This window comes from Neomegalonema sp., from assembly GCF_028688855.1.
Classification (GTDB): Bacteria; Pseudomonadota; Alphaproteobacteria; order Rhodobacterales; family Rhodobacteraceae; genus Neomegalonema.
The window spans coordinates 120,137-136,468 of sequence record NZ_JAQTXI010000001.1; the positions used below are offsets into that span (position 1 = coordinate 120,137).

15 protein-coding genes and 1 tRNA gene are annotated in these 16,332 nt (G+C 70.2%); 3 read left to right on the top strand and 13 right to left on the bottom strand.

The window, feature by feature from the left end; all coding sequences use genetic code 11:
• Window positions 1-78: 78 nt before the first annotated feature.
• The 4 genes from PHN62_RS00645 to def form a co-directional block, all read right to left on the bottom strand.
• Window positions 79-2,274: a LysM peptidoglycan-binding domain-containing protein gene (locus PHN62_RS00645; protein ID WP_300144826.1), complete on the bottom strand. Its 2,196-nt coding sequence runs from the start codon at window positions 2,272-2,274 to the stop codon at window positions 79-81.
• A gap of 36 nt (window positions 2,275-2,310) precedes the next feature.
• Window positions 2,311-2,952 (bottom strand): protein-L-isoaspartate(D-aspartate) O-methyltransferase, encoded by a 642-nt coding sequence (locus PHN62_RS00650; protein ID WP_300145317.1) that lies wholly within the window; start codon window positions 2,950-2,952, stop codon window positions 2,311-2,313.
• A 184-nt stretch (window positions 2,953-3,136) separates the two neighbouring features.
• Window positions 3,137-4,375: an Mrp/NBP35 family ATP-binding protein gene (locus PHN62_RS00655; RefSeq protein WP_300144829.1), complete on the bottom strand. Its 1,239-nt coding sequence runs from the start codon at window positions 4,373-4,375 to the stop codon at window positions 3,137-3,139.
• Between the two features lie 38 nt (window positions 4,376-4,413).
• Window positions 4,414-4,965, bottom strand: coding sequence for a peptide deformylase (def, locus tag PHN62_RS00660; protein ID WP_300144832.1), 552 nt, complete (start codon window positions 4,963-4,965; stop codon window positions 4,414-4,416).
• A 125-nt stretch (window positions 4,966-5,090) separates the two neighbouring features.
• Between def and PHN62_RS00665 the strand changes: the two genes are divergently transcribed.
• Complete coding sequence (locus tag PHN62_RS00665; RefSeq protein ID WP_300144834.1) at window positions 5,091-5,636, top strand: hypothetical protein; 546 nt, start codon at window positions 5,091-5,093, stop codon at window positions 5,634-5,636.
• Between the two features lie 165 nt (window positions 5,637-5,801).
• Here the strand turns inward: PHN62_RS00665 and PHN62_RS00670 are convergent, their stop codons facing one another.
• The 8 genes from PHN62_RS00670 to PHN62_RS00705 all read right to left on the bottom strand — a co-directional run bounded on the left by PHN62_RS00670 (window position 5,802) and on the right by PHN62_RS00705 (window position 12,775).
• A complete protein-coding gene (locus PHN62_RS00670) occupies window positions 5,802-6,320 on the bottom strand; it encodes a hypothetical protein (protein WP_300144837.1) in 519 nt (172 codons plus the stop codon).
• A gap of 63 nt (window positions 6,321-6,383) precedes the next feature.
• Window positions 6,384-6,791 (bottom strand): 8-oxo-dGTP diphosphatase MutT, encoded by a 408-nt coding sequence (mutT, locus tag PHN62_RS00675; protein ID WP_300144839.1) that lies wholly within the window; start codon window positions 6,789-6,791, stop codon window positions 6,384-6,386.
• Window positions 6,788-7,999, bottom strand: a complete 1,212-nt coding sequence (locus PHN62_RS00680) for a sugar MFS transporter (RefSeq protein ID WP_300144842.1) — start codon at window positions 7,997-7,999, stop codon at window positions 6,788-6,790. Before PHN62_RS00680 ends, mutT begins: the two co-directional genes overlap by 4 nt.
• Before the next feature lie 175 nt (window positions 8,000-8,174).
• Window positions 8,175-9,359 carry a phosphoglycerate kinase gene (gene pgk, locus PHN62_RS00685; protein ID WP_300144844.1) on the bottom strand — a complete coding sequence of 395 codons (1,185 nt, stop codon included), beginning with the start codon at window positions 9,357-9,359 and terminating at the stop codon, window positions 8,175-8,177.
• A gap of 35 nt (window positions 9,360-9,394) precedes the next feature.
• Window positions 9,395-10,453 carry a MaoC family dehydratase gene (locus tag PHN62_RS00690; RefSeq protein ID WP_300144847.1) on the bottom strand — a complete coding sequence of 353 codons (1,059 nt, stop codon included), beginning with the start codon at window positions 10,451-10,453 and terminating at the stop codon, window positions 9,395-9,397.
• A 121-nt stretch (window positions 10,454-10,574) separates the two neighbouring features.
• Window positions 10,575-12,062 (bottom strand): replicative DNA helicase, encoded by a 1,488-nt coding sequence (locus PHN62_RS00695; RefSeq protein WP_367186973.1) that lies wholly within the window; start codon window positions 12,060-12,062, stop codon window positions 10,575-10,577.
• Window positions 12,063-12,487: 425 nt separating this feature from the next.
• Window positions 12,488-12,613 carry a type B 50S ribosomal protein L36 gene (ykgO, locus tag PHN62_RS00700; RefSeq protein ID WP_300144851.1) on the bottom strand — a complete coding sequence of 42 codons (126 nt, stop codon included), beginning with the start codon at window positions 12,611-12,613 and terminating at the stop codon, window positions 12,488-12,490.
• An 87-nt stretch (window positions 12,614-12,700) separates the two neighbouring features.
• Window positions 12,701-12,775 (bottom strand) — tRNA-Val (locus PHN62_RS00705).
• Between the two features lie 246 nt (window positions 12,776-13,021).
• Here PHN62_RS00705 and aroA point away from each other — a divergent pair.
• The gene (gene aroA, locus PHN62_RS00710; protein WP_300144854.1) at window positions 13,022-14,371 is read left to right on the top strand and encodes a 3-phosphoshikimate 1-carboxyvinyltransferase; all 1,350 of its coding nucleotides are present in this window, start codon (window positions 13,022-13,024) and stop codon (window positions 14,369-14,371) included.
• A 91-nt stretch (window positions 14,372-14,462) separates the two neighbouring features.
• On the opposite strand, the gene PHN62_RS00715 is transcribed toward aroA, so the two are convergent.
• The gene (locus tag PHN62_RS00715) at window positions 14,463-14,678 is read right to left on the bottom strand and encodes a hypothetical protein (protein WP_300144857.1); all 216 of its coding nucleotides are present in this window, start codon (window positions 14,676-14,678) and stop codon (window positions 14,463-14,465) included.
• Window positions 14,679-14,793: 115 nt separating this feature from the next.
• Here PHN62_RS00715 and PHN62_RS00720 point away from each other — a divergent pair, with 115 nt between their 5' ends.
• Entirely contained in the window at window positions 14,794-16,233 is a 1,440-nt protein-coding gene (locus PHN62_RS00720; RefSeq protein WP_300144860.1) for a PLP-dependent aminotransferase family protein, read from the top strand.
• The last annotated feature ends 99 nt before the right edge of the window (window positions 16,234-16,332 follow it).

Sequence of the window (16,332 nt, forward strand, 5' to 3'; positions counted from 1 at the left end):
CTCCGCCGCCACGAAAAGACGCGCCCCTCGCCGTGAAGCGGGGAGCGCGCCGGATTCCTCGGGAGATCCTGCGAAGGATCAGCCGCGCATGCGGTCGGTGGGGTCCACCGGCAGATTGTTGCGGCGCAGCTCGAAGACCAGCCCCGCCTCGGGACGCGCCGCCAGAACGCCGAGCAGATCGCCCGGATTCACGCGCTGCCCGACCTTCAGCCCGACCTCGGCGAGCCCGACATGGATCGAGGTCCAGCCGCCGCCGTGATCCAGAACGACCATCACGCCCTGAGGCCCGTTCTCGACATGGATCGCCTCGCCCGCGGCCGCGGCCCGGACAGGCGCGCCCGGAGCGCCCTTCACCTCGACCGAAGTGACGCCATAGGCGTCGCGCCGGGCGGTCAGGGGGCCGCGCAGAGGCCAGACGAAATCCGGAGAAGCCGCGCGCGGCCCGAGCCCGGAGGCCACGGAAGCCGGAACCGCTCTGGTCGAACCGGTCTCGATCCGCCCCTGGGCGGGCAGAACCTGCGGACCCTGCGCGAAGGTCTCGTAGACCGGCACCATGGGGCCGATGCCGCCGCGCGGAATGTAGAGCGGCTGACCCGGATGGATCACCGCGTTCAGCGTCAGGCCGTTGGCCGCCGCGAGGGACTCGACGGAGACTCCGTGCGTCCGGGCGATGCGGTAGAGCGTGTCGCCCGAGGAGACCAGATAGGCCGGGCCGGAAGAAGCCGGAACCAGAGCCCCCGCCCGCAGCGAAGCGGCGTCGGTCCAGAGGCCGGGCTGGCTCTGCGGCAAGCGGACGATCTCGCGGATGTAACGCTGATTGCGCTGATCGGCGTAGATCGGCGTGCCTGGCTCGAAGACCCAGGCGGGCTGAGGCGCCGGGCCGTAATCGAGCACGCGGGCCGAGGCCACGCCGGTCGGCATGGGCGTCGAGGGATAGATCCCCGCGCCGCTCACCGGATAGGGCCGCGGGTAGGGCCGCGACAGATTCGACGGCGGCGCATAGGGCTGCACGTAATTCGTCGGCGGCTGATAATTCGGCTGCTCGTAGGTGGTGGGCGCGGGCGCGGCGTCGAGGCCCAGACCCCAGCTTCCCTGGAAGCTGCCGAGGCTCTGGCCGATGGGCGCCGGATTCGCCGGGACGTTGGCGAACTGGACCGGCGCGCCGCCGAAGCCGAGCGTGGTCGGCGGGGCGGGCGTGTAGGTCGGATAGGAGGGCGCAGGCGCCTGGGCCTGATGGGAGGGCGCCTGGACCGCGATCTGCCGACCCCCGCCGCGCAGGTCGGCTTCGGTCACGCGGAAGAGCACGTCGCCGCGCGAATAGGTCGAGACATAGGCGTTCGGCGCCACGCCAAGGTTGGAGTAGCTCGGGGCGGAGATCGGCGCGTAATTGGGCGCGTAGCTCGGATAGCTCGTCTGGGGCGCGGGGGCGTAGGCGTAGGAATAGGGCGTCGCGTTGAAGACCGGGGCGCTCTGGCCGTAGCTCTGGCCCTGAACCGGCCAGGGATCGTGGATCGGCGGCGCCGAAGCGACGTAGGTCGGCGCGGGGGTCGGCGCGGCGTAGACCGGAGCGGGCGCGGCGGCGTAGCTCTGGCCCGTGAAGACGTGATCCTGCGGATCGTAGATCGGGGCCATGCTCGCCGAAGCCACATAGCTGGAGCCCGGCCCGTAGACCGGAGCCGCCGGAAGGCGGCCGTCATAGAGCGTCACGCCGCCGAGGCCCGCCGTCGCGCCGTAAGCGTAGTTGTAGCTCGGCGCCGGGGCCGGAAGCGGATCATGGATCGGCGCGGGCGCGGCGGCGTAGGTCGCCGGAGGCGCGGCGTAGGTCAGGGTCGGATCGGCGTAGACGGTGGAGGTCGGAACCGAGGGCTGCACGTAGCCGCCCACCCCCGAATAGCCCAGGCCCGCATAGGTGGGGCCCGCATAGGCGGGGGCCTGGACGCCGTAAGCCACGTCGGAGAGATAGCTCGTGGCCGGGCCGTAGACCGGCGCCGAAGCCAGCCGCTGGTCGTAGAAGGGCGCGACGCCCGTCCCGACGACGCCCGCCGGAGCCGCGCCGGCCGTCTGCCCGAGCCAGGTGCTCGTGATCGCCGGAGTCGCCGGAGCGGGGGTCGGCCAGCCCATGGCGTAGGCCTGGCCCGGCGCGGCGTACTGGATCGGCGCCTGGGCTCCGGTCTGGACGCAGGCCGACAGAACCATCGCCATGGCGGTGGCGCCCGCCAAAGAGGCCAGGCGAGGCGCGCCGCGTCCGGGGCGCTGCGGAACGATGGGCGTCATGGGCATCCTCATGTGGGTCACGCGCGGGGGGGCGCTTCAGAGCCTGTCCGCTTCTCCGGCCCTCACCACTCCGCCGAGCAGAGGGACGAACCGGACAAGTTTCAACTCCGTATAATGGTAGCCGAATTCTGACTTCTCAACCTTAATCAATTCTTGCATTCCGCTGGTTTGTCCTACGGGCAACACCATCACGCCGCCGATCCGCAACTGGCTCAGGAGGGCGGGAGGCGGGTCTTCGGCGGCGGCGGCCACCAGGATGCGGTCGAAGGGCGCCTGCTCCGGCCAGCCCAGAGCCCCGTCGGCGTGGCGCAGCGCGACGTTGCCCAGGCCCAGAGCCGCGAATCGATCCTCCGCGAGCCGCGCCAGATCCGCCCGCCGCTCCACCGCGTAGACCCGCCGCGCCAGACGCGCCAGAACGGCGGTCTGATAGCCCGAGCCCGCCCCCACCTCCAGCACCTTGCACCGGCGCGTGGGCGCGAGCGCCATGGTCATCAGGGCCGCCACCGAGGGCGCGCTGATGGTCTGGCCGCCGGGAATGGGCAGAGGCGAATCCTCCCAGACGCGGGCCGCGAAGAGCGGATCCACGAAGATCTCGCGCGGCACGGCCTCCATGGCGGCGCGGGTGGGCGCGTCCAGCACGCCCTCGCGGAGGAGGTCGTCCAGCAGGGCGTCGCGCATCCGCGTCGGGGAGGAGGTCGGGGGGGCCGTCATGAGGGGCGGATCTCCGGACTGCGTCGAGGGGGCCCCGACAGGTTAAGGCCCCCGAGGCTCCGGCGCCTCAGCTTTCGCAGCGTCAGGCGCGCTTCTCCGCAAGGGGAAGCGCGCAGGACACAAAAACGTGATGCGGAAAGAGGCCCGCCTCCTATCTCTGATCCGCCTCGACGTGCAGGCGGCTCATGAGATCGCGGGCGATGGCGCGGAACCGCCTGAACTGCGCGCCCTCGGGATCGGTGACGGCCAGAGGCGTCCCGGCGTCCGAGGCCATGCGCAGGTCGAGGTCCAGCGGAATCGCGCCGAGGAAGGGCAGCCCCAGCCGCTCCGCCTCGCGCTTCGCGCCGCCGAGGCCGAAGATGGCCGTCTCGGTCCCGCAATTGGGACAGCAGAAGCTCGCCATGTTCTCGACGACCCCGAGCACCGGCGTATGCAGCTTGCGGAACATGTCCAGCGCCTTGCGGGCGTCGAGCAGGGCGAGGTCCTGCGGCGTGGAGACGATCACCGCGCCCGTCACGTCCGCCTTCTGCGAGAGCGAGAGCTGGACGTCGCCGGTGCCGGGCGGCAGATCGACGATCAGGGCGTCCAGCTCGCCCCAGGAGACCTGACGCAGCATCTGCTGCAGGGCGCTCATGAGCATGGGCCCGCGCCAGACCACCGACTGGTCGGCCTCCAGCAGGAAGCCCATGGACATGACCTTCAGCCCATGCGCCTCCAGAGGCCGGATGTTGCGGCCGTCGGTTTCGGGGCGGCCGCGCATGCCCAGCAGATGCGGCTGCGAGGGGCCGTAGACGTCGGCGTCGAGCATCCCCACCCGCCAGCCCTCCCGCGACAGCGCGAGCGCCAGATTGACCGCGACCGTGGACTTGCCCACGCCGCCCTTGCCCGAGCCCACCGCGATGATCCGCGCCACGCCGGGAATCGGCCCCTCGGAGACCGGAGCGGGAACCAGGGGCCTGGCGCCGGGTCCGGCGCGTCCGTCGGGCGTCTGGGCGGGGCCGCGCAGATTGGGCGGGCCTCCGGGCGGAGGCCCGGAGACGCGCATGGGCTCGCCATGCGGATGGGCGTGGCCCGCATGATCATGCGCATGGCCGTGGCCTTCATGGCCGCGGCTCTGGCTCTGGGCGGGCGGGCGGCGGGCGGGCGCGGAAGGCGCGGCGGCGTGGGCGGTCAGCACGGCGCGGGCGCTGACCACGCCGGGAACGGCCTTCAGGGCCTCTTCGGCGCGACGCCGCCAGGGTTCGTATTCGGCGGCGCGGGCGGGGTCGATCTCGATGGTGAGGATGGCCGCTCCGGCGGGAGTCAGGCTGATCCTGCCGCGCGGAGCCTCCTCCTGGCCCTCCAGAGCGGCGACGGCCGCCTCGAGGCGGCGCTTCAGGTCTTCTGTCATGGGGAGGCGGCTCCGGTTCGGGGCGTCTGGCGCAAAGGTCAGGCGACGCCGGCTTCGCGCTCTTCCTGTTCGCGGGCGCGGGCGCGCTTGAGCTTCTTCATGCGCTCGGTGATGAGCTTGCGCTTGAGCGGCCCCACGTAGTCGATGAAGAGCCGTCCGTCGAGGTGGTCGATCTCGTGCTGGACGCAGGTGGCCCAGAGTCCTTCGAAATCGGCCTCCTGCGGAGCCCCCGCCGCGTCCAGCCAGCGCACGCGCACGCGGGCGGGCCGGGTCACCTCGACATATTCCTCGGGGACCGAGAGGCAGCCTTCCTCATGGACGTTCAGCTCTTCGGAGACCCGGAGGATTTCCGGATTGACCATCGCCACCGGCGCGGGAAGCGCGTCCTTGTCGACGCAATCCATCACGATCACGCGTTTCAGCACCCCCACCTGAGGCGCCGCCAGCCCGACGCCGGGCGCATCGTACATGGTGGCGAGCATGTCCTCGATCAGGGCGCGGATGGAATCGTCCACCTCCGCGACGGGCTCGCATTCGGCGCGCAGGCGGCGGTCGGGATGGATCAGGATGGGGCGGATCTGAGCGGTCATGCCTGTCAATCTGCGCGGGCGCGGCGGGAAAATCAAGAGTCGCCGCCTCGCCCCAGGGCCGCCCCTTTTCAACCTTAAGATCAGGGGTCGGGCGCCTCGTCGCGCCTTTGCCGCGGAGATCCCTCATGCGCCTTCCGTCCCGCTCCGTCTTCGCCCTGGTCCTGTCCGCCCTCGCCCTTCCCGCCGCCCCGCCCGCCCGGGCCCAGGAGGCCGGGCCGCGCGCCTTCGGCGACTGGACGGGGCTCTGTCTTGCGGGCCATTGCAGCCTCAGCGCCTTCGCCGACGCGCAAGGCCCCGTCGCCTTCCGGCCCGAGGGCCCGCAGCCCGCCTATCGCCTGAGCCTGCTGCGGCGGGCCGGCTCCTCCTGGGACGACCTGATCTTCACGCCGGTCGGAGGCTCGGTCCTGCCGGGCTCGCTGATCGGGCTCCGGATCGACGCGACGCCCGTCGCGCGGCTCGACGCGGCGGACGGCTGGAATCCCGTCGAGGACGGCGCGCCCAACGAGGCCATCTTCGCCCCGAGCATCTCCCAGGCGGATCTCCTGCCCCGGATGCGCCAGGGCCGCGCGCTGATCGTGGACTTCACCGGAGACGACGGAAGGGCGCGTCAGGCGCGCTTCTCGCTGAGCGGGCTCGGGGCGGGCGAAGGCTGGCTCGCGAACCCGCGTTAGAGCGCCTTCCGGCCAACCGGGGTCGCTCAAAGGCTCCAGGTTCTTGTCTGGTCGCGTTCTCACGACGCGCAGCCGAAGCGGCTTCGCTGGAAAACGCTCCAGGGAGCCGCCGATTTGGTCGCGTTTTCACGACGCGAAGCCGAAGCGGCTCCGCTGGAAAACGCTCTAGGGAGCCGCCGAAGCCAGAAGCTTCAGGATGCGGTCGCGCCAGAACTCCGCCTCGGCTTTGTCCTGAAAGCCTTCGATCTCGACCGGGCGCCCTTCCGCCAGGTTCAGGCGCAGAAAGAAGCCCGGCCCGTCGTCGTGATGGCGCAGGGCGAGCTCCGGCGCGCCGATCCCGGAGAGCGGGAAACGCTCGCGCCCGCGGATCACGGGGCCGCGCCGGATCCTTTCGGCCGCGCCGGAGGCCGGATCGAGCCGCAGCTCCGTGACGCTCGCCAGCCCGATGGCCACGAAGATCCCTCCGACGACCAGCGGAAGCAGCGTGAAGATCGTCAGCATCAGGAAGGCGAAGGGCGTCAGGGCGGCGATGGAAGGCCAGATCTCGTCCCGCTCGACCTGCATCCAGACCGGACCCGGAATCATGATCGCGAGCGTCAGCCCCATGAGGACGAAGACGCTCCTCGACCACCAGGAAGGCGCGGCCTCGCGATAGAGGATCGCCTCGCCGTCATAACCGATCATGCGGGCCTCGACGCGCCGGAGCTCCTGAGGGCTCCAGCCTGCCGCCTCCGGATCAACGGAGCCTTAAAGAAGGTCGATCAGCGGCGCGATGAGCGGCAGATCCGCCGGAGGCATGGGATAATCGCGCATCCGGTTGGGGCGCACCCAGGCCAGAGCCTGCCCCTCCCTGGACTGGACCTCGCCGTTCCAGCGGCGGCAGACGTAGAGCGGCATCAGGAGATGCCTCTCCTCATAGGCGTGGGAGGCGAAGGTCAGAGGCGCGAGGCAGGCGCTCCTGACGTCGATTCCCAGCTCCTCGGCCAGTTCGCGGATCAGGGCTTCCTCCGGGCGCTCGCCGGGCTCCATCTTGCCGCCCGGGAACTCCCAGAGCCCCGCCAGAGTCTTGCCCTCGGGACGCCGGGCCAGCAGCACCCGGCCGTCCGCGTCCACGAGGGCGCAGGCGACCACCAGAAGAAGTTTCGCTCCGCTCACGCCGTCCTTCCTTCCTGCAAGGCGGAGGCCCCGAGCCGCCGCAGCTTCAGGGCGACCAGAAACCACAACACCGCCCCGACCGCCACCAGCCAGTAGGCCGATTTCAGGCCCCAGGCGTCGCCCAGAGCCCCGAGCGTCAGACTCGCGGCCTGATAGCCCGCCGAAGAGGCCAGGATCATGGCCCCCACCGAGGCGTCCACCAGATCGGGCCGCCGCGCCGAGGCCATGAGCATCGTCAGCGGAAAGGCGGCGCCCGCCGCCAGGCCGAGTCCGAAATTCGCGAAGGTCGCCAGGCTCTGGCCCTGAGCCGCCATCAGCAGCAGCGCCGAGGCCGAAGCCAGAGCCCCCGCCGCCGTCAGCAGGGTCTCGGGCCGGAGGCGTCCGCCCGTGGTCGAGATCGCCAGCCGCGCAATGAACATGCCCACCGTGAAGGCCGTATAGACCACCCGCCCCGCCGTGTCGCTCAGGCCGACCGCCTTGACCGCATGGAGCGTCGAGAAGGCGGCGTGGGTCAGTTCGAGGATGCCGCCGCCCAGGATCGCCGCCAGCAGCATCCAGCGCAGACCGGAATCGCGCAGCACGTCGCCATAGGCCGCGAAGCCGCCCCGCGACTCCAGCCGGACCCCCGCCTGCGAGAGGCTCGCCAGACGCGTCCAGGCCCAGGCCAGCAGCCCGACCAGCGCCAGCCCGCACAGCGCGTAGATCAGACGCCAGGCCTCGGGATCGCGCCAGAGCAGCCCCGCCGCGATCAGCGGACCGACCGCCGCGCCGAAGGTGTAGACCGCCTGAGCCCGTCCGAAGACCGCCGTCCGGCGCTCCGGCGCGGCGATCTTGGTCAGCAGCCCGTTGCAGAGCGTGATGCTGACCGTGAAGAGCATCATCATCAGGAAAGCGCCCGCCAGATAGGCGGGCCAGGCCGGCGCCAGAGCCATCAGCGCCACCGCGCCCAGACCCAGCGTCAGGAATCCGAGGATCACCCGCCTCAGCCGCAGGGCGCCGCCGAGCGCGCCGCCCCAGAGCGCCCCCACCGCGCCCCCCGCCGCCAGACAGGCCGGAGCATAGGACAACCGCGCGTCGTCCAGCGCGAATTCGCGCAGCAGATTGGGCGAGATGGCGCCGAAGACCGTCGCCATGACGCCCCAGATCAGGAAGAGGACCGAAATGAAGGTCAGATAGCGGCGCGCTTCCGCCTCGGAGAGATGGGCCATGATGCGAGGCCTGCTGCGAGAAAGGCCCCGAAGGGCGAAGAGCCGCATGTCTCGCAGGAATCCGGCGCGCGTCAACAGGCCCGAGGCCGCAGCCCCGCGCGCCCGGCGGAGCGTCGCCGCAAGGACGCGCAAGCCGCGCCTCCGGAGCCCGGAAGCCTCCGGAGGCGCAGGATTCTTAGCCCAGCGCCGCCACGCCCGGCAGAGTCTTGCCCTCCAGCCATTCGAGGAAGGCGCCGCCCGCCGTCGAGACGTAGGTGAAGCGCTCCGCGGCGCCGCTGGCGTTGAGCGCGGCCACGGTGTCGCCCCCGCCCGCCACCGCCAGAGCCCGCCCTGATTCGGCCAGATCCGCCGCCTTGAGCGCCGCCGCGTTGGTGGCGGCGTCGAAGGGAGTCAGCTCGAAGGCCCCGAGCGGGCCGTTCCAGACGATGGTCTTCGCCTTGTCGAAGGCCTCGGCGATCCGCGCCACGCTCTGCGGCCCGGCGTCGAGGATCATGCGGTCGGCGGGAACCTGATCCGCCGGAACCGTCACGTGATCGGCGTTCGGCTTGAATCCGGTCGCGGCGACCACGTCCACCGGCAGGAGGATGATCTTTCCGGCCGCCTCGGCCTTGGCCATGATCTCGCGGGCGGTGTCGCGCATGTCGGCTTCCTGCAGCGACTTGCCGACCTCATGGCCCTGGGCCGAGAGGAAGGTGTTGGCCATGCCGCCGCCGATCACCACCACGTCCACCTTGTCGAGGAGATTCCCGATCAGGTCGAGCTTGGTCGAGACCTTGGCCCCGCCCACCACCGCGACCACCGGGCGCTCCGGCTCGGAGAGCGCCTTGCCGAGAGCTTCAAGCTCGGCCTGCATGGCGCGTCCGGCGGCCGAGGGCAGCAGCCGCGCGATCCCCTCCGTCGAGGCGTGGGCGCGATGGGCGGCGGAGAAGGCGTCGTTGACGTAGAGATCGCCGAGGGCCGCGAGGCGGCGGGCGAACTCCGGATCGTTCTTCTCCTCCTCCTTGTGGAAGCGGGTGTTCTCGAGCAGAACCACGTCGCCGGGCCTGGCGGCGCGGAGGGCCGCTTCGGCGTCCGGCCCGACGCAATCGGCGCCGAAGACCACTTCGCGGCGCAGCGCCCGCGTCAGGGCCGGGGCCACGATCTTCAGCGACTGGCTGTCGTCGCGGCCTTTGGGGCGTCCGAAATGCGCGAGCAGGATCGGCAGGCCGCCCTTGTCGAGAATCTCCTCGATGGTCGGGAGGATCCGCTCGACGCGGGTCGCGTCGGTGACGCGGCCCTCTTCGACCGGGAGATTCAGATCCACCCGGACCAGAACCCTTTTCCCCTTCAGATGCAGATCGTCCAGCGTCCGGAAGCCCATGCTCTTCTCCCTGAGTTTGTCTTGAGGCCTGATGCTCAGCGCGGCGTCAGCGCCCAGTAATCGAAATCGAGGATCACGCCCTCTTCGTATTTCCCTTCGGCGGTCCTGAGCGGGAAGCCTTCGGCGCTGCGGTTCTTCACCGCCACCAGCCGCAGGCGCAGCGCCCCGATCCCCGGATCGGAGGTCTCGGCCTTGTCCAGCACTTCGGACCAGGCGTAGACCGTGTCGCCCGCGAAGAGCGGCGCGACGTGAGTCCCGCCGTTGATCGCGGCGATCTGGAAGGCGTTGGCGAGTCCGTTGAAGCTCAGGGCGCGGGCGAGGCTCAGCACATGGCCGCCGTAGATCAGACGCTTGCCGAAGCGGCCCTTCGACTCGGTGTGCTGGTTGAAATGGACCTTGGCGGTGTTCTGCCAGAGGCGGGTGGCGAGCATGTGCTCGGCCTCCTCGACGGTGGCGCCGTCCACATGGTCGATCTTCTCGCCGATCTCGTAGTCTCCCCAGCGATGGGGCGCGCCCGCGAGGGCGAAATCGTAGCCCGAGGCCTTGAAGCCTGCGGGAATCGCGAGATCCGCCGCCGAAATGGCCCTGGCGAGGGTCGGAACCACGGCTTCCGGGGCCGGATTCGCCTTGTCGCGCTTGCGGACCATCACCCAGCGGACATATTCCAGAACCGTCGCGCCGTTCTGGTCGAAGCCCCGGGTGCGGACGTAGACCACGCCCGTCTCGCCGTTGGCGTTCTCCTTGAGGCCGATCACCTCGGATTCGGCCCTCAGCGTGGCTCCGGGCCGCACAGGCGCCAGGAAGCGCCCCTCGGCGTAGCCCAGATTCGCCACCGCGTTCAGCGAGACGTCCGGCACGGTCTTGCCGAAGACCGTATGAAACACGATCAGATCGTCCAGCGGAGAGGAAGGCAGCCCGCAGCCTTGGGCGAAGGCGTCCGAAGACTGAAGCGCGAAGCGCGCCGGATAGAGCGCCGTATAGAGCGCCCGGTCGCCCTCCGTGAGGGTGCGCGGCGTGGCGTGGACCAGCTTGCGCCCGAGCGTGAAGTCTTCGAAGAAATTCCCGGCGTCGGTCTTGGAGGCGGCGGACGGCATGAATGGAGGCTCCCCGGCAGGCTCGCGCCGCCGGAGCGACGGCGCAGGCCCCTGTTAAGACCTGCGCGCGCGCCGGGGAAGTCGGCTCTTGGACGCAGGACGAGCGGCGGAGGGACAGCCCTCAGGCCTCCGGGCGATAGCTCTTGTCGGAGTCCTTCGCGAGATCGCCGAACTTCGTGTAGCGGCTGTCGAAGAACAGCTGCGCCGCGCCGATGGGGCCATGACGCTGCTTGCCGATGATGACCTCCGCGAGATTATGCACCTTCTCCATCTCGGCCTGCCATCCGGCGTATTCGGGGGAGTGCTCGCGGGGCTCCTTGCGGCCGACGTAATATTCCTCGCGATAGACGAACATCACGACGTCGGCGTCCTGCTCGATGGAGCCCGATTCGCGCAGATCCGACAGCTGAGGGCGCTTGTCGTCGCGGTTCTCGACCTGGCGCGAGAGCTGCGACAGCGCGACGACCGGCGCGTTCAGCTCCTTGGCCAGAGCCTTCAGGCCCTGGGTGACCTCGCTGACCTCCTGGACGCGGTTTTCTCCGCCCCGCGTCCCGGCGGGCCGCACCAGCTGGAGATAATCCACCACCACCAGATCCAGCCCGTGCTGACGCTTGAGCCGCCGCGCCCGCGCCGACAGCGTCGCGATGGAGATCGCAGGCGTGTCGTCGATGTGCAGCGGCAGGCGCTGAAGCTCGCCGGAGGCGATCAGGAAGCGTTCGAACTCCTCTTCGGTCAGCTCGCCCTTGCGGATCTTCTCGGAGGCGATCTGCGCCTGCTCCGAGAGGATGCGCGTCGCGAGCTGCTCGGCGGACATCTCCAGCGAGAAGAAGCCGACCACGCCGCCGTCCACCGCGCCCTGGGTGCCGTCGGGCCGGGCGCCGTGCCGGTAGGCCCTGGCCACGTTGAAGGCGACGTTCGTCGCGAGCGCCGTCTTGCCCATGGAGGGGCGGCCCGCGAGAATCAGCAGATCGGACTTGTGCAGCCCCCCGAGCTTCAGATCGAGATCCTTCAGGCCGGTCGAGATTCCCGCGAGGCCTCCTTCGCGCTGATAGGCGGCGTTGGCGACGTCCACCGCCTCCCGGAGCGCGGCGGCGAAGCTGCGGAAGCCTCCCTCCAGACGCCCGCGCTCGGCGAGGGCGTAGAGCTGGCGTTCGGCCTCGACGATCTGCTCGGCGCCGGAGGATTCGTTGCGGAAGTCGCCCGCCTGATCGGCGAGGTTCTCGCCGAGCCGCATCAGCTCGCGCCGGATGGCCAGATCATAGACGATCCGCCCGTAATCCTCGACGTTGAACACCGCCACGGCGCCCTCGGCGAGCTTGTAGAGATAGCCGACGCCCCCCAGCTCCTGCATGGCGGGCTCCTGCTCGAAGCGGCCGCGCAGCGTGATCGGCGAGGCGATCTGACCCCGCTGGATGCGGGTGCGGGCCGCGCGGTAGATCTCGGCGTGGAGGGGGTCGTAGAAATGCTCCGCCTCGAGGAAGGCGGTCACGCGGTCCATCGATTCGTTGTTCACGAGAATCGCGCCGAGGACGGCCTGCTCCGCCTCGACGTTATGCGGCAGGGCCCGCGCCGGCGGCGCGTCTTGCGGAATCTCTGCGGATTCGTTCACGGCTTGCATCCCCTCGGTCGGCCTGCGGTCTTCGATCTGCGGATCTTGCGGCTCGGTCGGGGCGGATCCGCCCCATCCCTCTGGTTTCGCGCGCCCTGGCCTTCGGGGCCGGCGCCGCGGCGCGCCTGAAGGGCGCGTCCGGGCCGCCCATCATAGGCCCGGCGGCGGAGGCGGAAAACCGCCGGAATCCGGCCGGATCAGGGGCGTATGAAGAACGATTCCCCTTAGCTCTTGAGAGATCGGGGAAACGCGCTCCGGAAATATATTTCTTGACGCTCCGCCTTCGCGCGGGTCCGGCGGCGGGCCTGATTCCCCCTCGGAAGCCCTCCGGATCCGCCTCCCCGCGAACAGACGAAAGCCCCGCCGCGAAGCCGCGACGGGGCTTGAATCCAACCTGCGAGAAGCTCGAGACGTCGGGCGAAGGATCAGCCCTGACGCGCCTTGAACTTCTTCTGCGTCTTGTTGATGATCACGATCCGGCCCTTGCGACGGACGAGCTGACAGTCGCGGTGCCGGGCCTTGAGCGATCTCAGCGAATTCCGAACTTTCATTTTTTATCGCCTAGCTTCTTGATCCGGCCGACGCGACGTCGCCTGAGCGCCCTTGTGGCGCGCCGACGGCGTCGGGCGTTGAAAATATGGTGGGCGCGACAGGGATCGAACCTGTGACCACTGCGATGTCAACACAGTGCTCTACCGCTGAGCTACGCGCCCGAACACATCCGTCTCCGAAGCTCCTTGCGAAGCTCCTGCGTCGGATGGAGGGAGGCTATAGCAGCGCCTCTCCCCGCTTGGCAAGAGGTTTTCGGCGTTTTTCGCGAGACGCGCCCTCCCCGACCCGCTCCGGCCCCGCCCCGGACGGGCGGCGTTTGGCGGAAAGCCCCGGATGGTCTATTCAGGCGCGGCGAGGGAGGAGTTCCGCCGCCTTCGCGCAGAATCCCGAATCTCAGGAGCGATTCCATGTCCGGCCACGGCCCCGCCCAACCCGCCGTCTCGCGCGCCTCCGGCCCCCTGAGGGGCGAGGCCCTCGCCCCCGGCGACAAGTCCGTTTCGCATCGGGCGCTGATTCTCGGCGCCCTGGCGGTGGGGCGCACGGAGGTCTCCGGGCTGCTGGAGGGCGAGGACGTGCTCGGCACCGCCCGCGCCATGCAGGCCTTCGGCGCGAAGGTCGAGCGGCTCGGCCAGGGAGACTGGCGCGTCGAGGGCGTCGGCGTCGGCGGATTCATGGAGCCCGAGGACGTCATCGACTGCGGCAACGCCGGAACCGGCGTGCGGCTGATCATGGGCGCGGCCGCCACCACCGACCTCTCCGCCACCTTCACCGGAGACGCCAGCCTGCGCCGTCGGCCCATGGGCCGCGTGCTGACGCCTCTGGCGCAGTTCGGCGCGACTCACGCCGGGCGCTCCGGCGGAAGGCTGCCGCTCACGCTGACCGGCGCGAAATCGCCGCTCCCGATCTCCTATCTTCTGCCCATGGCTTCGGCTCAGGTGAAGTCGGCGGTGCTGCTGGCGGGGCTCAACGCCCCCGGCGAGACCTCCGTGATCGAGCCCGAGGCCACCCGCGACCACACCGAGCGCATGCTGAAGGGCTTCGGCGCCGAGGTCTCCGTGGAGGCGCGTCCGGAGGGCGGCAAGATCATCAGGCTCCAGGGCCGTCCCGAATTGCGGCCCCAGAAGGTGGCGGTTCCGCGGGATCCCTCTTCGGCGGCCTTTCCGCTCTGCGCGGCGCTGATCGTGCCGGGCTCGGAGGTGGTCTGTCCGCGGGTCGGGATCAATCCGACGCGGGCGGGGCTCTTCACGACCCTTCAGGAGATGGGCGCGGATCTCGTCTTCGAGAACGCGACCGAAGAGGGCGGAGAGCCCGCCGCCGATCTGCGGGCGCGCTTCAGCGCAGAGCTGAAGGGAATCGAGGTCCCCCCCGAGCGCGCCCCCTCGATGATCGACGAATATCCGGTTCTGGCGGTGGTGGCGGCCTTCGCGACGGGCAGGACCGTCATGCGCGGGGTGAAGGAGCTGCGCGCCAAGGAATCCGACCGCATCGCCGCCATGGAGGCCGGATTGCGCGCCTGCGGCGTCGAGACCGAATCGGACGAGGACACGCTGATCGTCCATGGCCGGGGCGCCGGGGGCGTGGAGGGCGGCGGCTTCGTGCTCTGCCACCTGGATCACCGCATCGCCATGAGCCATCTGGTGCTCGGGCTGGCCTCGCGCCGCCCCGTGACCGTGGACGACTTCGGCGCCGTGGGCACCAGCTTCCCCGGCTTCGCGCCGATCATGGCGGCGCTCGGGGCGCAGATCGCGGTCGGCTGAGATGAAAAAGGCGCGACGTCCGGGGACGTCGCGCCAGTTCGTCAGGAAAACTTCGCGGGAGGCGGCCGGAACCCCGGAGCGCCTCGCGGACTCAGCGCAGGCGGCCCCCGAGCTCACGGCGGGCGGCCTCGGCGTCGAGGCCGATGTCCTTGAGGAGATGCGGATCGTTCAGCATGTTCTCGAGGGCGAGCAGCGTCGGGTCGCGCGGTTTGAACAGGCCGCCGACCCTGCCGAGGATCCGGCTCAGCGCGCTTTCGGCGCGCATCGCGGCGGAAGGAGAAAGCGTTTGCTGAAGTGCGGCGGACATTGTATTCGATCCTTACCTGAATGTAACCTTTCGCCGCAAATCGTAACCGAATGTTTCATGTTGCGGCGCAATTCGGAAGATACAATTCCGAGGATACAAGAACAATAGGGAAGTTGTGACAGATACAATCTGGGATATCAGACTTCTGGAGGGGCCCGCCCCGAAGTTCCGCGCCCTGGCCGACGCCATAGGGCGCGCCATTTCGGCCGGCGAACTGACGCCCGGCGACCAGCTGCCGCCCGTGCGCGATCTGGCCTGGCGGCTGAAGATCTCGCCGGGCGCGGTGGCGCGCGGCTACAAGCTGGCCATCGAGCGCGGCCATCTCTCGGCGGGCGTCGGGCGGGGCACCTTCGTGCGCGCGCCGGATTCGCGGGTGCATCCGCTCACCCATCGCGAGCCGGGGCCCGAACCCGCCCTGCCCGCTCCGCCCCATGCGCCCTGGCTGGAGATGGCCAACAACTGCGTGCCCGACGTCGGGCAGGAGGCCGAGATCCGCCAGGCCATGGCCGATCTCGCCTCCGATCCGAATTCCTCCGTGCGGTTCAGGGTTTACGGCGGGAGGGAATGGGATCTCGCCGACCGCGAGGCCTATGCGCGCTGGGTGGCCTCGGTGGTGGGGCTGGAGGCTCCGGCGGAGCGGCTGCTCATCACCGCCGGAGGTCAGCAGGGCGTGCACATCGCCATGCGCGTGGCCGCGCCCGCCCATGACGGCGTGATTCTGGCGGGGGCGCTCAGCCATCCGGGATTCGTCGAGCTGGCCGCCGTCAACGGCCAGAGGCTGGAGCCCGTGGCCATGGACGATCAGGGCCTGTTGCCCGCCGCCTTCGACGAGGCCTGTCGGCGGCATAGCCCCGACGCGCTGCTGGTCACGCCCACCTATCACAACCCCACCACGGCGGTGATGCCGGTGCAGCGGCGGGTCGAGATCGCCGCCATAGCCCAGGCGCGGGGCGTGGCCGTCATCGAGGATGACGTCTACGGATGGATTGATTCCTCGCGTCCGCCGCATTTCGCCCAATTGTATCCGGAAGGCTCCTATTACGTCTCCGGAGCCTCGAAATGCCTGGCGGCGGGTCTGCGGGTCGGGGCGCTGATCGCGCCCAAGCACAAGATCTCGGCCGCGGCGCGTTATCTGCGGGTGCTGAACTACCACACCTCCACCCTGACGACCGGCCTCCTGACCGAGATGATCCGCTCGGGCGCCGCCGACCGCGTGCTGCGGGCGGTGCGCGTCGAGGTCGCCGCGCGGGCGGCCATGGCGCGCCGGGCGCTCGGCGAATGGGACCTGCGGGCGCCGGAAGCCGCGAGCTTCGCCTGGCTGCCTCTGGGAGGCGACTGGCGGACCAGCGATTTCGCCATGCGGGCGCTCAACGCGGGGGTGCGGGTGGCGACGGACGAATCCTGCTATCTGCTGCGCCACGCCACGCCCGGCGCGCCCCGAGGGGTGCGTCTGGCGCTCGGCCCGGCGCCCGACCGCGAGGCGCTGTCCGAGGGGCTCGGGCGGCTGCGGGCGATCCTTCAGGAGGGGCCCGGCGCGGCGCCCATGATCTCCTGAGGCGGCTTCCCCTGCGGAATCGACCTTCAAAACGCCTTGGGTCGGGGCCTCGGGCGGTCTAGAACCCCGAAGCAGAAGCATGTTCATGCGACGCACAAG

Coding starts and splice junctions, on each gene's coding strand:
- PHN62_RS00645 (WP_300144826.1), bottom strand. CDS start 2,274: ATGACGCCCATCGTTCCGCAGCGCCCCGGACGCGGCGCGCCTCGCCTG.
- PHN62_RS00650 (WP_300145317.1), bottom strand. CDS start 2,952: ATGCGCGACGCCCTGCTGGACGACCTCCTCCGCGAGGGCGTGCTGGAC.
- PHN62_RS00655 (WP_300144829.1), bottom strand. CDS start 4,375: ATGACAGAAGACCTGAAGCGCCGCCTCGAGGCGGCCGTCGCCGCTCTG.
- def (WP_300144832.1), bottom strand. CDS start 4,965: ATGACCGCTCAGATCCGCCCCATCCTGATCCATCCCGACCGCCGCCTG.
- PHN62_RS00665 (WP_300144834.1), top strand. CDS start 5,091: ATGCGCCTTCCGTCCCGCTCCGTCTTCGCCCTGGTCCTGTCCGCCCTC.
- PHN62_RS00670 (WP_300144837.1), bottom strand. CDS start 6,320: ATGATCGGTTATGACGGCGAGGCGATCCTCTATCGCGAGGCCGCGCCT.
- PHN62_RS00680 (WP_300144842.1), bottom strand. CDS start 7,999: ATGGCCCATCTCTCCGAGGCGGAAGCGCGCCGCTATCTGACCTTCATT.
- pgk (WP_300144844.1), bottom strand. CDS start 9,359: ATGGGCTTCCGGACGCTGGACGATCTGCATCTGAAGGGGAAAAGGGTT.
- PHN62_RS00690 (WP_300144847.1), bottom strand. CDS start 10,453: ATGCCGTCCGCCGCCTCCAAGACCGACGCCGGGAATTTCTTCGAAGAC.
- ykgO (WP_300144851.1), bottom strand. CDS start 12,613: ATGAAAGTTCGGAATTCGCTGAGATCGCTCAAGGCCCGGCACCGCGAC.
- aroA (WP_300144854.1), top strand. CDS start 13,022: ATGTCCGGCCACGGCCCCGCCCAACCCGCCGTCTCGCGCGCCTCCGGC.
- PHN62_RS00715 (WP_300144857.1), bottom strand. CDS start 14,678: ATGTCCGCCGCACTTCAGCAAACGCTTTCTCCTTCCGCCGCGATGCGC.